Below are 15,139 nucleotides of genomic sequence, written 5' to 3'. Positions count from 1 at the left end.
CTCTATGACAGTCAAGGCGCCGGAGCAGCCGGTCAGGGCTCCAGCAACGAGTGGAGGACGGCCCGCTCGATCTCGGCCAGCGTCGTCGGCTCGGTGAGCTTCCCGCCCCAGGCATCGCGCAGGTAGAAGCTGTCGACCACGAGGGGGCCGAGCGTCTGCACCTTGGCCGACACGATGTCGAGGTCGAGGTCGGCGAACGCCCGGGTGATGCGGTACAGGACGCCGACGCCGTCGGGGGCGTGCACCTCCACGACGGTGGCCTCGGCCGAGGCGTCGACGTCGAAGCACACCTCGGTCTCCACCTCGGTGGCCGCCAGCGCCCGAGCCCGGCCGTAGCGACGGGTCCGCTCGGCGACCCGGGCCCGCAGCGCCAGGCGCCCCTCCAGCGCCCGCTCCAGGTCGGCCACCACCGCCTGCCACGAGATCACGGGCCCCAGGCTCGACTCCACCCGGAACACCTCCAGCGCCGTCGGGCCGTCGGTGGCGACGGCGGCGTCGAGGACGTCGAGACCGTGGAGGGCCAGCACCCCGGCGACCCGGTTGAACAGGCCGTGACGGTCGCGGCACACCAGCGTCAGCACCGGGCCGTCGCAGTGGATGACCTGCTCGCCGGCGGCCAACTGCGCCCGCTGCTCGGCGGTCGGGAACGGGTCGGCCAGCTCGTGGGGCTCGCCGCCCCGCAGCACGTGGTCGGTGCGGGTGACGAGGCGGCCCACCAGCTCGGCCTTCCAGGCGCTCCACGCCGCCGGGCCGGTGGCGAGCGAGTCGGCCTCGGTGAGGGCGCCCAGCAGCTCCAGCACCTCGGGCGTGGCGACCGCGGCGGCCACGGCGTCGATGGTGGCGGGGTCGTCGAGGTCGCGCCGGGTGGCGACGTCGGGCAGCAGCAGGTGGTGACGGCACAGCGCCACCAGCACGTCGACGTCGGCGGGCGGGAGCCCCAGCCGCGGCCCGATCTGCGTGCCGATGAGGGCCACGCCGTTGTCGGTGTGGTCGCCCGGCTGGCCCTTGCCGATGTCGTGCAGCAGGGCTCCCAGCACCAGCAGGTCGGGGCGGCCCACCCGACCGAGCAGCCCGGCGGACTGGGCGGTCGCCTCCCAGAGGTGCCGGTCGACGGTGTAGAGGTGGTAGGCGTTGCGCTGCGGCTTCGCCCGCACCAGCGACCACTCCGGCAGGTAGCGCTCCCAGATCCCCAGCTGGTCGAGCGCCTCGTAGAGGCCGATGCCGCCGGGCCCGGCCGACAGCAGCTCCACGAAGGCGTCCCGGACGGCGTCGGGCCAGGGCTCGGGCAGCGGCGGGTCGGGCACCACGTCGGCCAGGCGCTCCAGCGACGACCGGTGGACGCGGGTGTCGTGCGTGGCCGCGGCCGAGGCGGCCCGGAGGGGCAGCGTCGGGTCGCCGGCGACGTCGGCGGCCGCGGTGACGTGCACCTCGCCGTCGCGCAGCACCAGGTCGGGCCCGATCGCCCGCTCGCGACGCAGCCGACCCAGGGGGCCCGTGAGCGAGCTCTCGATCCGGGACCAGGCGTCGTCGCTGGTCCAGGTGATGGTGCGGGCCGCGGCCGAGACGTCGCGGACGAAGTCGTCGGCGTCGTCGTAGCCGAGCGCGGCGGCGACGGCGTCCTGCTCCTGCAGCAGCAGCCGGTCGCCCGGCCGCCCGGTGCGCCGGTGCAGCTCCACCCGCACGGCGAGCAGCGTGTCGTAGGCGGCGTGGAGGCGGTCGGGGTCGCCCTCCCACATGATCTGCCGGGCGGCCTGGGCCCAGTGCAGCGTGTGGACGTCGCGCAGGCCGCCCCGCCCGTCCTTGAGGTCGGGCTCCAGCAGGAAGGCGACCTCGCCGGCCCGCCGGTGCCGGTCGCGCACCCGCTGCGCCATCGTGGCCAGGTTGCGGCGGGCCCGCTTCTGCCAGAGTCGTCCAGACCGGACCGAGAGGTCGTCGGTGACCTCGGCGTCGCCGCCGATCAGCCGGCTGTCGAGCAGCGCCGTGGCGGTGTCGAGGTCGTCGGCGGCGAGGGCCAGGGCCTCCTCGGTCGTGCGCACGGCGTGGCCGAGCTTCAGGCCGGCGTCCCAGATCGGGTACCAGAGGCGGTCGGCCAGGTCCCGGACGTCGGATCCCCGCCGGTGCAGCAGCACCAGGTCGATGTCGGACTGGAGCGACAGCTCCTGCCGCCCGTACCCGCCCACGGCGACCAGCGCTATGCCTTCGGCGCCGCCGTGACCGTCCTCGACCGCCGCGGCGAACAACCCGGCCAGCCAGGCGTCGACGTCGTCGGTCCAGGCGCGGCACAGCGCCCGACCGACCAGCCCGTCGTCCGCCGCGCGCTGTGCCCGGCGCGCCTTGATGTCGCTAGAGGGCGTCGCCATCCACCTCACCGGTGCGGATGCGCACGATGCCTTCGACGGCGGTCACCCAGATCTTCCCGTCGCCGATCTTGCCGGTGCGCGCCGCCCGGGTGACGGCGTCGGCGAGCTCCTCGACACGGGCGTCGTCCACCAGCACCTCGACCTTCACCTTGGGCACGAAGTCGACCGTGTACTCCGCACCCCGGTACACCTCGGTGTGACCGGACTGGCGGCCGAAGCCCTGCACCTCCGTCACGGTCATGCCGGCGACGCCTGCCTCCTTCAACGCACTCTTCACGTCGTCCAGCTTGAACGGCTTGACGATGGCGGTGATCAGCTTCATGTGAAGGAGGATGCCAGAAATGCAGGCGTGGCAAGCACGGCGGTGCCCAGGTCAGCGGCGGCGGGAGAGGTGGATGTAGGCCTTGGCGGCGCCCCAGGCCAGGCCCGGCTCGTGGAGGGTGGGGTCGACGTCGGCGAACGCAGCGGGCGACAGGTCGTAGACGTCGGCCGGGAAGCTGCGGACGACGAACTCGTCGCGGTGCACCGGCCGGGCGCCGGCGGCCCGCAGCACCTCGGTCGGGTAGCGCACCAGCGAGCGGAGGATCGAGAGGGGGCTGCCGGCCTGCTCGTCGATGTCGGTCGCCAGCAACGCCCGCAGCCGCTCCGCGCCCTCGGCCCGGGCCGCCTCGGCCGCCGTGCGCAGGGCCGACTCGTCGACCTCGAGGCCCTGGGCGGCGGCCACGGACCTCACGCTGCGCTCCACCCAGCCGGCGAGCGCGGCGTCGACGGCGTCGGCCAGCTCGGTGGCGTAGGCCGCGTAGCGGGTGAGCGAGTCGTCCGGGTCGGGGGTCATGGGGTAGACCGAGCGGCGTGAGGATCCGGGCGCTGTCGGTGTTCGAGGGTGTCGTCTACCACTGCGTGTGCATCGACCGCACGCACCCCTGCCGCCCGACGCTCGAGGTCGACGCCCTGCTCCGCCCGGGCGACGCCGACGCCGAGGCCGGTCCCCTGCTCCTGACCGTCAGCGAGTTCGCCGCCATGGTCGACGACCCGCTCCAGGCGCGGCGCTGCTTCGACGAGCTGAAGGCGAAGGGTCGGATCGTCGAGCGCCTGGGCGTCCTCCACGTCAGCTTCCCGACGTGGGCGCCGAGCCCGAGCGAATAGCCGACCCCGGCCCCGACAGAGCGCCGTTGAGGTTGCCGGAGCGCAGGCCCTCCAGGTCGAGCGTCACGTAGCGGTAGCCGGCCGCCTGCACCGCGGCGACCACCCGCTCGGCCAGGGCCACCACGTCGCCCAGCCGCGCCACCGGCACCTCGATGCGGGCCAGCTCGCCGTAGTGCCGCACCCGCAGCTCGTCGAACCCCAGGTGACGCAGCCCGGCCTCGGCGGCTTCGACCTCCGCCAGCCGCCGCAGCGTCACCGGCGTGCCGTACGGCAGCCGCGACGCCAGGCACGCGGCCGCCGGCTTGTCCCACGTGCGGAGGCCGAGGCGCTGCGACCACTCGCGCACGTCGGCCTTGGTGAAACCGGCGTCGACCAGCGGGAACACCGCGCCCCGCTCGGCCGCGGCCCGCTGGCCCGGACGGTGATCGCCCAGGTCGTCGACGTTGACGCCCAGCACCACCGTGGCGCCCTCCTCGGCGGCGACGGGCGCCACGGCCCGCAGCAGGGCCTCCTTGCACCAGTAGCAGCGGTCGCCGTCGTTGCGGGCGTAGGCCGCCTGCTCCATCTCGTCGGTGACCACCTCGACCCAGCGCAGGCCCCACTCGTCGGCCAGGCGGGCGCACTCGGCCCGCTCGGCGGCGGGCAGCGACGGCGACACGGCGGTGACCGCCAGCGCCCGGTCGCGGCCCAGCACGTCGTTGGCCGCCCACGCCACCAGCGCCGAATCGGCACCCCCCGAGAACGCCACCACCACCCGGTCGAGCCGGCGGAGGCCGTCGCGGAGGCCCGAGATCGATGCCCTGGCTGTGCTCATTCGCCCTCCGTCGTCCTGTCAGTTTCGTCGAGAGCCGCCGCAAGGAAGTGGTCAGCCTGACCGGTCGACCCAGTCATTCGTTAGCAAACTGCAACGTCAGCTCGCCAACGCTCGTAGACCGGGGTGCCCGCGACACCTATGCTCCCAGCGTTTCCGTTCCGACAGCGTCCCAGATGGGACAGGGGGACACAGATGCGACAGCACACCTATTGGTTCAGGCTCCTCGCCTGCCTGCTCGGGCTCACGCTGTTCGCCGCGGCTTGCGGTGACGACGATGACGACGAGACCGGCGGCGGGGGTGGCGGCACCGAGGAGGAGACGCCGGACGAACCCGATCCGATCGCCGCGCTGCAGGAGGTCGGCGATGCCGACCCGAGTTGCGAGGCGAGCGCGAGCGACGGGGAGTTCAAGATCGGCGGCCTGCTGGCAGAGACCGGCGACCTCGGCGACATCCTCGGCGCTCCCCAGGCGGCCGGCGCCGCACTGGCCGTGGCCGACATCAACGAGGCCGGCGGCGTGCTCGGCGCTCCGCTGAGCTACGACCCGAAGGACTCCGGCGACGGCGACCCCGACCTGGCCACTCCTGCCGTGCAGGAGCACCTGGCCGCCGGAGTCGACGCCGTCCTCGGCGCCTCGGCCTCGCAGATCTCGTCGAACCAGATCGAGGCGATCATCGGCGAGTGCACGATCATGTTCTCGCCGTCGAACACCGGTCCGCTCTTCACCACGTACGAGGACGACGACCTCTACTTCCGCACCGCGGCGGCCGACATCCTGCAAGGCCGGGTCGTTGCCCAGCTGGCGCTGGACGAGGGCTCCGAGAACGCGGTGATCATGGCCCGTCAGGACCCCTACGGCGAGGGCCTGCTCGAGTTCATCAAGGCCGGCTTCGAAGACGCCGGCGGCGAGGTCGTCGACGAGATCGTGTACGACCCCGAAGGCACCGAGTTCGACTCGGAGATCGAGCAGGTCGTGGAGGCCGACCCGGACGCACTGTTCCTCGTCGGCTTCAACGAGTCCAGCACGATCATCTCGGGCCTGACCGAGAGCGGCTTCACCCCCTCGAACAAGAAGATCTACTTCGTCGAGGGCAACATGGGGAACGCCGTCGGTGAGGCCTTCACCGAGCCGGGCGCACTGGTCGGCATCAAGGGCACCATCCCCGGTGCCGGTGTGTCCGACGAGTTCCGCACCCGCCTGCTGGAGCAGGACCCGGCGCTGGGCACCTTCACGTACGGTCCCGAGACCTACGACGCGCTGGTGATCCTGGCCCTGGCGGCCACCGCTGCCGGGACCGACGAGGCGCCTGCCGTGGCCCGGGAGATCAACGCCGTGACCCGTGAGGGCGAGGAGTGCACCGACTACGCGTCGTGCCTCGCGCTGCTCGACGCGGACCCCGACGCCGACATCGACTACACCGGCCAGTCGGGCCCGGTCGACTTCGCCCTGCCGGGCGAGCCGACCGCCGCCAACTACGGCATCTACACCTGGGCCGAGGACAACACGATCAACACCGAAGCCGAGGAGTTCAAGGACGTGTCGCTGTAACCAGCGACCCGTGAGCGCAACGGGGCCGGCTCCTCCGGGGGCCGGCCCCCGGCGCGTCCGGGGACCCCTGCCCGCTCGTCGACCGGTCGGCTAGTCGACGTTGGCGAGCGAGCCGAGGTAGAGCTCGATCACCTTGGGGTCGCGCAGCAGCGCGTCGCCCGAGTTGGTGTAGGCGTTGCGGCCCTGGTCGAGCACGTAGCCCCGGTGGCAGATCTGCAGGCAGCGCTGGGCGTTCTGCTCGACCATCACGATCGACACGCCCGACTCGTTGATCCGCCGGCAGTTGATGAACACCTCGTCCTGGTAGGCGGGCGACAGGCCGGCCGACGGCTCGTCGAGCAGCAGGACGTGGGGGTCGAGCATCAGCGCCCGGGCCATCGACAGCATCTGGCGCTCACCGCCCGAGAGCGACCCGGCCCGCTGCCGGCGGCGATCGCCGAGGCGGGGGAACATCTCGGTGACCACGTCGTAGCGCCGGGCGAAGATCTTGCGGTTCACGTAGGCGCCCATCTCGAGGTTCTCCTCGACGGTGAGGCGCGGGAACACGTTGTCGGTCTGCGGCACGTAGCCGATGCCCCGGGCCACCAGGTCGTGGGCCTTGAGGTTGGTCACGTCGTCGCCGTCGAACACCACCGTGCCGCTGCGGATCGGCAGCAGCCCGAACAGGGCCTTGACCAGCGTCGACTTGCCGGCGCCGTTGGGGCCGATGACCGCCACCAGCTCGCCCCGGAACAGTTCGAGGTCGGTGCCGTCGAGGATGTTGACCCCGGGGACGTAGCCGGCCACCACGTTGCGGGCGGCGAGCAGCGGTTCGCCGCTCCGGTCGACAGCGGTGGTCACGAGCCCTGTCCCTCCTCGTCGGCGGCTTCGCCTTCGTCGGCCGCTTCAGCGGCGCCCTCGCCTTCGCCTTCGGCGGCGGTGATCGCGGCGTCGGCCTCGGCGAGCTGGCGGTCCTGCTCGGCCCGGTCGAGCGGCGTGCCGTGGTGGGCGCCGAGGTAGGCGTCGATCACCGCGGGGTTGGTGACGATCGAGCTGTGACGGCCCTCGGCGATCAGCTCGCCCTCGCTCATCACCACCACCCAGTCGCTGATCGTCCGCACGATGTCCATGTCGTGCTCCACGAACAGCACGGTCAGGCCCTCGTCGCGCAGCGTCCGGACGTGGCTGACGATCGTCTCGGCCAGCGCCGGGTTCACCCCCGCCATGGGCTCGTCGAGCAGCAGGAAGCTGGGCTCCGACATCAGGGCACGCGCCATCTCCAACAGCTTGCGCTGCCCTCCCGACAACTCCCCGGCGAAGTCGTTGCGCACACGTGTCAGGTTGAAGCGCTCCAGCAGGCGGTCGGCCTGCTTCTCGATCCGCCGCTCCTGGTCGCCCCAGAGCGGCTGGAGGAACGCCGGCAGGAAGTGCTCGCCCAGCTGGCCGGTGGCGCCGAGCTTCATGTTGTCGATCACCCGCATGCGGGCCAGCGCCTTGGTGAGCTGGAAGGTGCGGACGATGCCCAGCCGCGCCGCCCGGTGGGCCGAGCGTCCCTGCAGCGGCGTGCCGTCGAACGACCAGGCGCCGGCCTGGGCCTTGTCGAACCCGGTGATCAGGTTGAAGAACGTGGTCTTGCCGGCGCCGTTGGGCCCGATGAGCGCCGTGATCGAGCCGCGCTGCACCTGCAGGCGCTGGACGTGGACGGCGGTGAGCCCGCCGAAGCGCCGGACCACGTCGTGCGCCACCAGGATGGGGTCGGGCTTGTCGACGCCCGGGGTCTCCTCGACGCCGGCGAAGAGGTCGACGGGAGCCGTCGCGGTCTCGCTACCTGTGCCCGTGCCGGTGTCGTCGCTCATCGGTCCTCCAGCGCGATCTCACGCTTGTCGCCGAAGAGGCCCTGGGGGCGGAACACCACCAGGGCCGCCAGGCCGACGCCCACGAGGATCAGGCGCACCTGGCCGATCTGCGTGGTGTCCATCAGGCTGCTGGGGATGAGCTCCTCGGTGACGGCCCCGCGCAGGATCCCGTTCACGAGCTCGAGCAGGGCCACCATCAGCATCGCTCCGAGCACCGGACCCCAGGTGCGGGCGACACCGCCCAGGATCAGCGCGGCGTAGACGAAGAACGTGGTCTCGGGCCGGTAGTTGCCCGGTGTGGCCGAGCTCTTCTCGATCGCCTGGTACATGCCGGCGAAGGCGCCGATCACGCCGCCGACCACCAGGCTCTGCAGCTTGAAGCCGTAGGCGTTCTTGCCCAGCGAGCGGGCGGCGTCCTCGTCCTCGCGGACGGACTTGAGCACCCGACCCCACGGGCTGCGCATCAGGATCCCCACCCCGAGGGCGAACACCACCACGAGGCCCCAGCCCACCAGCAGCGCCCACAGGCTCCGGGCGCTGTAGTGCCACGGGCCGAAGCCGTAGGAGCCGTCGGCGATGGGGTTGATGTCGTAGAACGCGTCGGAGAAGCCGGAGATGCCGTTGGCGCCACCCGTGGTCTCGCGCCAGTTGGGGTTCTGGATGAGGATGCGGAAGATCTCCCCGGCCGCGATCGTGACGATCGCCAGGTACGAGGCCCGCAGGCGCAGCGTCGGCAGGCCCAGCAGCAGCGCCAGCAGCACGGCGGTGAACACGCTGAAGACGATGCCGGCCCACAGCGAGAAGCCCCACACGTCGACGGCGATGGCGACGCCGTAGGCGCCGGCGCCCATGAACCCGACCTGGCCGAAGTTCAGCAGGCCGGTGTAGCCGAAGTGCACGTTGAGGCCGATGGCCGCCAGGGCGTAGACGATGGCGGTGGTGCCCACCCCGGTGCGGGCCGTGGCGCTGATGATCTCTGCCCAGTCCACGGCTACCCCACCCTCTCCGCGTAGCCGAGGATGCCCTGCGGCCGCACCATCAGCACGACGATCATCACCAGCAGGGCGGCGGCGTTGCGCACCTCGGTGTCGACGAACAGCGCCGACACCTGGATGAGGAGGCCCATCGTCAGGCTGCCGACCAGCGCCCCGTACGACGTGCCGAGGCCGCCGAGGATCACGCCGGCGAAGATCAGCAGCAGCAGCTGGTTGCCGGTCTGCCACTGGATCTTCTGGTCGAGGCCCTGGAAGATGCCACCGAGGGCGGCCAGGCCCCCGCCGGTGATCCACACCCAGGCGATCACCCGCTCGACGTCGACGCCGGACGACTCGGCCAGGTCGGAGTCGTCGGACACCGCCCGCATGGCCTTGCCCATCAGCGTGCGCTGCAGGAACACCGCCACGCCCACCAGCACGACGATCGAGATGCCCATGATCCACAGGTCGCGGGGGACGGGCGAGATCAGGCCGAGGTCGACGTCGTCGGGCTGGTAGTCGAAGTCGCCGAAGCTCCGCCGGGCGCCCTGGAACTGGTAGAGGAACACGTAGCGCAGCCCCAGCCCGATGCCGAAGCTCACGATCATCATCGCCACCAGGCCGGTGCCCCGGTCGCGCAGCGGCCGCCACACGCCCCGGTTGAAGACGGCTCCGAACAACCCGCCTCCCACCACCGCCATGGGCGCCGCGATCAGCAGGGGGATGTCGAGCGTGCGGTTGAAGAAGAACGCCAGCAGCGCGCCGAACGTGACCATGTCGCCGTGCGCGAAGTTCACCAGGCCGGTGGTGCCGAAGATGAGCGACAGGCCGATGGCGCACATGGCGATCACCAGCCCGAAGCGGATCCCGTTGAAGATGCTGTCGGGGAGCTTCTCGAGCGTCGACTCGCCGCCGACCTCGTCGCCGGTGGCCAGGCGGAACAGCAGCGGCTGGGCCTGGCCGGGCGACAGGTTGAGGTCGAGCGTGGCACGGTCCTCGTCGGCGAGCCCCACGCCGTCGGGCAGCCCGCTGGTGTCGATCTCGGCGGTGTAGTTGCCCGGTGCCGGCAGGTCGAGGCTGAACACGCCCTCGTCGTCGGTGGTGAGGGTCTCGGAGAACGACCCGTCCTCCGACTCGACGGTGATCTCCACGTCGGGCACGGCGACGTCCTCGCCGGCCTCGTCCTCGTAGCGGATGCGGCCGTTGACCTGGGGCGCCTCGTCGGCCGGGGCCTGTTCCGCGGGCGGCTCCTGCGCCCCCGCGGGGGCCGCGGCTGCCGCCAGCCCGGCCAACCCGACCACTCCTACCAGCAGGCAACCGACCCGTCTTGCCAGCGCCCTGCGCCGCCGATCGCGATGGTGTCCGACCACTGATCCCTCCATGACCCGGCGGAGTTTAGGTCCGCGCGCCGTGACGGTTACCAGAACGTCCTGCCGTGCAACGAGGTGTTCATCGAAGTGCTCAGTGTTTCCCGCTCTCGGCGCCAAAGCGCCGGGCCGCTCGGGCCACGCTCGCTCAGTCGCGGACGCCGACGGCGACCAAGATGTCGGGTAGGGAAGCCACCATCCCGGTGTAGAAGACGCCGAACTCGGCGAACCGCGACGACGCCTCGTCGTAGCGCATCGTGTAGACGACGTCCTTGAGGTCGTCGGGGTGCACGGCGAACAGCGTCACGCCCCACTCGTAGTCGTCGATCCCCGTGGAGCCGGTGATCAGCTGCAGCACCCGACCGGCGAAGGTGCGACCGGTGCTGCCGTGGCCGAACATCAGCTTCTCCCGGTCGCCGTACGACAGCAGGTACCAGTTGTCGACGTCACCGCGGCGCTTCGACATGGGGTAGAAGCAGAAGGCGCTCATCCCGTCGGGCGGCAGCTGCGGGTACAGGCGGGCCTGGCGCCGCTCCTCGGGGATGCCCTGGGCGTACTCCGACACCTCCGTGAGCGACAGGTAGCTGTCGACCACGTCGAGCCCGGCGGCCTGGATGTCGGTCTGGAACTGGCGCAGCCGCCACAGGTCGGGGCCCAGCGCCATCAGGCACACGTCGGCCTTGTGGCCCAGCAGCGCGGCGCTCACGACCTGGTGCTCGGCGCCCTCGACGGAGGCGCGCGGGGCGGTGAGCGTCCGGACGGCGACGAGCACCGCATCCGTATCGGCCAACGGCGTGACCTTGCAGAACAGGTGCAGGACGGCCCAGCCCTCGGCCGGCGAGATCGCTTCGATCATCCTCGGAGAGTAACGCCCCGGGAAATTGCGTTCGGAATGCCGCGCATGTCGGGTTTTCGAACGCAATTTGCCCTGGGCGGGTCAGTACCCGACCGGGCCGCCGGAGTCGAGGGTGCGGCCCTGGGCGGCCAGGCGCTCGATCTCGTTGCGCTGCTCCACCTGCTCCAGCCGCCGCACCAGGCCCCGGGTCAGCTCCGCCATCTGCACGGAGACGATGCGCGCCTCCTCCTCGGCGCGGGCCGCGGCCTCCTCCACGTCGCGCATCCGCCGGTCGAGCGACTCCACCTGGTGGTCGTGCGCGGCCTGCCACGCCACCACCTGCCGGTGCAGCGCCTCGAGCCGCCGACGGACGTCGCCCATCCCGGGGTCAGCCAGCAGCTGCCGGCCGCCGACCACCACCGTCGCCATCACTCCGGCCATCAGCACAGCCGTGATCACCAGCAGCGTCACGGTCGGACACCGCGGTCGTGATCATCCACACGACACCTCCTTGTGTCGCCGCCTCGTCGGGCCCCACCCTTCAGAAGCAGGTCGACATCGTTGCTCCTGCAGCAGCCTCGCGCAAGGGGGTCGCGCCGTGACGCTACGTAGCCGAGGGCCTAGCCGGCATCCTCGGCCGCGGCGGCATCCGCCTGCAGGCCGGCGAACTCGTTGAGCTGCAGGCGCACGCGGCCGGGCAGCTCGCCCTCGAAGTCGCGCAGGTGCTCCTGCAGCGGCAGCGCCTCGTCCGGTCGCACCGCGAAGAACAGCAGCTGGTTCGACACCCCGGTGACCGGTTCGCCGTCGAGCTCGAACGCCCCCGCCAGCACCCAGTCGGGCGGCACGCTGCTCAGCCCGTCCGTGCCGTAGACCACCGCCACCTCGAACCCGCGCTCCTCGGCGAGCGTCGCCAGGTACCCCGGCAGCGCCGGCCCCTCGGGTCGGTCGCGCAGCACCTCGTAGTCGGCGAGCCCGCCCAGGTCGGTGAGGGGGCCTTCGTGCAGCAGGCTGATGTAGCCGAGCTGGTCGGTCGCGACCGCCTGACCGTCGTAGTAGCGGTCCAGGAAGAGCCCGGCCTGGTACTGGGCCCGGTACATGTCGTCGGCGGCCAGGGGCGCCTTCGCCAGCAGGCTGACCTTCACCACCCCGAAGGCGCAGGCCAGCAGCAGCAGGGCCGCCAACCCCCGGCGCCGGGCCTCGGCGGGCAGCTCGGCGAGGACGCCCAGCGCGACGTACAGGCCGATGGCGATGAGGTAGGCCTGGTAGCGCTCGTACCAGCCCATGTCGGCGAAGGTGGCGTGCAGCGCGGTGGCGACGACGAGCGCCACGGCACCGACGCGGCGGGTCGCCGGTCGGCCCCACGTCACCAGGAGGTAGGCCACGGCGACGACGACGAGCCCCGTCAGCACGGGGTCGCGGGTGAACCGCATGGCGACGTCGACGACGCTGGCCCCGTCGGCCTGGCCGTTGGTGCTGCCGACGCCCTGGCCCTTGTCGAGCACCGAGTTGGGCAGCACGCCCCCGCCCAGGGCGACGTTCACCGCGGCGAAGGCGACGAGCGTGGCCCCGACCGACCCGACCACCACCGCCGCCTGCCGGATCGCCCGCCGGATCACCCACCGAGTCGGCCCGGCGTCGAGGAGGAGGCCCACCGCCAGCCCGAAGGCCACGAAGGCGGTCTCGAAACGGGTCAGGGTCGCCACTGCCAGCAGGCCCCCCACCAGCCACGGCCGCCAGGGCCCCGGCTCCTGGACGAGGGCGACGACGGCCAGCACGAGGGCGATGTGCAGGGTGTGCTCCATGCCCACCACGGCCAGGCCCGGGAGGAACAGCACCACCACGACCAGCACGGCCACCCCGACCACGTCGACCCGCCGGGCGCCGGGGTTCAGCACCGACTGGTGGCGGCCCAGCAGGACCAGCACGGCGAGGCCGGCCAACACGTTGAGCACCAGCGGCGCCCACATGTCGACGTCGGGCGGCATGAGCGCCGTTGCCGCCGCCACCAGCAGCGTCCACACCGGCGACGAGGAGGCCGACTGGAACGACCCCTCCTGCACGCCCCAGGTGCCGTGGTGGACGAGGGTGTCGGCGATGCTCAGGTGGATCGCCGGGTCGTCGACCACGTAGACGAGCGTCCCGCCCAGCCACCCCACGATGGCCCCGACCACCGCCACGATGGCGACGAGGTAGACCGCGATCCCCCACCGCTCGAAGGACCGCCCGTCGTCGGGTTTCCGGCGCGTCGCCGCGGTCGACGTCGGCGCCGCCGTCGTCACGAGGGTCATGGGGTCGCCCGCCGGCGATGGAGGACGAACCACGTACCGGCACCGGCCGCCAGGACCATCGCACCGGCGGCGCCGGCCACCAGGGGGAGGACGTTGCGGTCGGAGGTGGCGAGGAACTCGAACCGGTCGGGGTCCGCGCACACCCGGGGGCCCTCGAAGATCGCCAGGCGCAGATCGTGCCGTCCGAGCTCGGCGGCCCGCACCTTGTCCTCGGTGCTGACGGCGTCCTCGCCCGCCAGCCGGCGTAGCTGCACGTCGCTCAACCAGCGGCGGTCCGCCGGCGACAGCCAGTCCCAGGAGGCCAGCTGCTCGGCCCGGGGGTCGGCCCGGCACTCGTCGACGGCCCGGTCGACGGCGACGGTGAGCAGCAGGTCGTAGGGCTCGCCCTCGCCCCAGCGGTGCTCGTGGCCCCACTTGAGCCCGGCGTAGCCCTCGTCGGTGACGACGTCGTAGCCGTCCTCCGCCAGGGCGTAGAAGACGCCGGCCCCGAAGATGTGCCAGAACTCGCCCCGCCGGTCGACCCGGATCGTCTCGTCGCGGGGCAGCTTGCCGTCGAGCTGGGCCACCAGCTCCTGCACCTGCCGACCGCTGGTGTCGAGCGGTAGCTCGACCTGGGTGGCCTTCCCCCAGGTGGTCGCGGCGCCGGCCAGCACCACCGCGCCCGCCACCGCGGCCGCGGCCGTCCGCCGGAGCGGCACCTGCCGGACCCACGGTTCCACCAGCCGCCAGCCCGTCCACAGCACCGCGAACCAGGCGAAGCCACCGACGACCTTCAGCCACTGGGTGAGGTACACCTCGTTGGGGATGGGGATCTGGGCGACGGCCGGCACCGCGCCGACCACCAGCACCAGGGCCAGCGTCGTCAGCGCCGTGGCGTCGGCGAAGCCCCGCCGGCGGGCCGCCACCAGGCAGGCGACGAGCAGGCCGACGACGAGGAGCAGGGGCACCGGGCCGGAGCCCACCACCGAGAACATGACGCCGGTGCGGGGCTCGGTGCCGCCCATCCACGGCCCGTCGGGGCGGACGTAGCGGCCCACCAGCCCCAGGGCGTCGGCGGGGCCCACCCGGGCCTGGCTGCTGCCGAAGGACCGGGCGATGTTCCACGGGTTGTGCAGGTCGAACAGGGCGTCGGCCAGGGCCGGCAGCCACAGCACCCCGGAGATCAGCGCCCCCCGGATGACGACCCGACGCCACGGTGCCCACGGCGCCCGGGGCAGCTCGTCGCGCCCGGGCTCGTCGTCGCCGGGTGTCACCACCCGCGGCCACCAGCGCACCCAGGCGTAGAGCCACAACCCCAGCAGCGCCGCCAGCGACACGAACGCCAGGTGGTTGTGCATGGCGAACGTGGCGGGGATCACCGCCTCCACCAGCGCCCGGCGCCGCCCCAGCGCGGCGTCCCACACCAGGAACACCGTCAGCAGGAACGACGTGAGCGGCAGGTAGGGGTTCCACAGGTCGACCAGGTTCTCGGGCCCGACGCCGTGCACCACCACCGCGATCAGCGCGGTGACGCCGAGCAGCAGCGGCCAGCGGCCCCGGCGCCAGGCGACGGCGGCGAGGCAGCCCAGGACCACCACGTTCGCCGCGGCAGCCGTCCACTGCAGCGCCCGGGGGTCGCCGCCGGTCAGGCGGTACAGGGGCGCGCTCAGCCAGAAGCCGAGGGGACCGGGGTGCGCCCAGCCCTTGACGGTGTAGGTGCCCACCAGCGGCGTGTCCCGGGTGCCCACCTGCGACACCTTGTAGACGAAGTGCGCGAAGTCGCCCGCCGGATGCCAGGTGTCGCCGACGAGGGAGAACGCCCCGACCACGACGGGGCTCACCGCCAGGCCGACCACGGCGACCGCCAGCACCGCGGCCCGCCACCCGGGCGCGGCGGGGCGCGCCCGGTCGGCCGGAGCGTCGGGCGCTTCGGCCGTCTCGGTCGCCTCCGTTCGCCCTACCAGCATCGAGTCCCCCAGGAAGTCGAGCCCGC

The 15,139-nt window shown here is 72.5% G+C and carries 14 protein-coding genes; 2 read left to right on the top strand and 12 right to left on the bottom strand.

Annotation, left to right across the window (positions count from 1 at the left end; all coding sequences use genetic code 11):
• Nucleotides 1-32: 32 nt before the first annotated feature.
• Genes VK611_22480 through VK611_22470 form a run of 3 tightly spaced genes read right to left on the bottom strand, consistent with a single transcriptional unit; the run spans nt 33 to nt 3,195 of the window.
• Entirely contained in the window at nt 33-2,360 is a 2,328-nt protein-coding gene (locus VK611_22480) for a [protein-PII] uridylyltransferase (GenBank protein HMG44116.1), read from the bottom strand.
• Nucleotides 2,344-2,682 carry a P-II family nitrogen regulator gene (locus tag VK611_22475; GenBank protein HMG44115.1) on the bottom strand — a complete coding sequence of 113 codons (339 nt, stop codon included), beginning with the start codon at nt 2,680-2,682 and terminating at the stop codon, nt 2,344-2,346. Before VK611_22475 ends, VK611_22480 begins: the two co-directional genes overlap by 17 nt.
• A gap of 51 nt (nt 2,683-2,733) precedes the next feature.
• On the bottom strand, nt 2,734-3,195 hold the full coding sequence (locus tag VK611_22470) for a hypothetical protein (protein HMG44114.1): 462 nt from the start codon (nt 3,193-3,195) through the stop codon (nt 2,734-2,736).
• Between the two features lie 17 nt (nt 3,196-3,212).
• Between VK611_22470 and VK611_22465 the strand changes: the two genes are divergently transcribed.
• On the top strand, nt 3,213-3,506 hold the full coding sequence (locus tag VK611_22465) for a hypothetical protein (protein HMG44113.1): 294 nt from the start codon (nt 3,213-3,215) through the stop codon (nt 3,504-3,506).
• On the opposite strand, the gene larE is transcribed toward VK611_22465, so the two are convergent.
• A complete protein-coding gene (gene larE / locus VK611_22460; GenBank protein ID HMG44112.1) occupies nt 3,469-4,320 on the bottom strand; it encodes an ATP-dependent sacrificial sulfur transferase LarE in 852 nt (283 codons plus the stop codon). The genes VK611_22465 and larE overlap by 38 nt on opposite strands.
• 192 nt (nt 4,321-4,512) lie before the next feature.
• Between larE and VK611_22455 the strand changes: the two genes are divergently transcribed.
• Nucleotides 4,513-5,868, top strand: coding sequence for an ABC transporter substrate-binding protein (locus tag VK611_22455; protein HMG44111.1), 1,356 nt, complete (start codon nt 4,513-4,515; stop codon nt 5,866-5,868).
• A gap of 90 nt (nt 5,869-5,958) precedes the next feature.
• On the opposite strand, the gene VK611_22450 is transcribed toward VK611_22455, so the two are convergent.
• The 8 genes from VK611_22450 to VK611_22415 form a co-directional block, all read right to left on the bottom strand.
• Entirely contained in the window at nt 5,959-6,708 is a 750-nt protein-coding gene (locus VK611_22450) for an ABC transporter ATP-binding protein (GenBank protein ID HMG44110.1), read from the bottom strand.
• A complete protein-coding gene (locus VK611_22445) occupies nt 6,705-7,703 on the bottom strand; it encodes an ABC transporter ATP-binding protein (protein HMG44109.1) in 999 nt (332 codons plus the stop codon). Before VK611_22445 ends, VK611_22450 begins: the two co-directional genes overlap by 4 nt.
• On the bottom strand, nt 7,700-8,692 hold the full coding sequence (locus tag VK611_22440) for a branched-chain amino acid ABC transporter permease (GenBank protein HMG44108.1): 993 nt from the start codon (nt 8,690-8,692) through the stop codon (nt 7,700-7,702). The genes VK611_22445 and VK611_22440 overlap by 4 nt, the downstream gene beginning before the upstream one ends.
• Before the next feature lie 2 nt (nt 8,693-8,694).
• The gene (locus VK611_22435; GenBank protein HMG44107.1) at nt 8,695-9,969 is read right to left on the bottom strand and encodes a branched-chain amino acid ABC transporter permease; all 1,275 of its coding nucleotides are present in this window, start codon (nt 9,967-9,969) and stop codon (nt 8,695-8,697) included.
• A 223-nt stretch (nt 9,970-10,192) separates the two neighbouring features.
• Entirely contained in the window at nt 10,193-10,900 is a 708-nt protein-coding gene (locus VK611_22430) for a chlorite dismutase family protein (protein ID HMG44106.1), read from the bottom strand.
• A gap of 81 nt (nt 10,901-10,981) precedes the next feature.
• Nucleotides 10,982-11,350, bottom strand: coding sequence for a hypothetical protein (locus tag VK611_22425; GenBank protein ID HMG44105.1), 369 nt, complete (start codon nt 11,348-11,350; stop codon nt 10,982-10,984).
• Nucleotides 11,351-11,499: 149 nt separating this feature from the next.
• Nucleotides 11,500-13,167 carry a hypothetical protein gene (locus tag VK611_22420; GenBank protein HMG44104.1) on the bottom strand — a complete coding sequence of 556 codons (1,668 nt, stop codon included), beginning with the start codon at nt 13,165-13,167 and terminating at the stop codon, nt 11,500-11,502.
• Nucleotides 13,164-15,113: a hypothetical protein gene (locus VK611_22415; GenBank protein ID HMG44103.1), complete on the bottom strand. Its 1,950-nt coding sequence runs from the start codon at nt 15,111-15,113 to the stop codon at nt 13,164-13,166. The genes VK611_22420 and VK611_22415 overlap by 4 nt, the downstream gene beginning before the upstream one ends.
• Nucleotides 15,114-15,139: the final 26 nt, after the last annotated feature.

This window comes from Acidimicrobiales bacterium, from assembly GCA_035316325.1.
Lineage (GTDB): Bacteria > Actinomycetota > Acidimicrobiia > Acidimicrobiales > VFJN01 > DASXTK01.
This window is presented reverse-complemented; position numbering and strand designations above follow the sequence as displayed.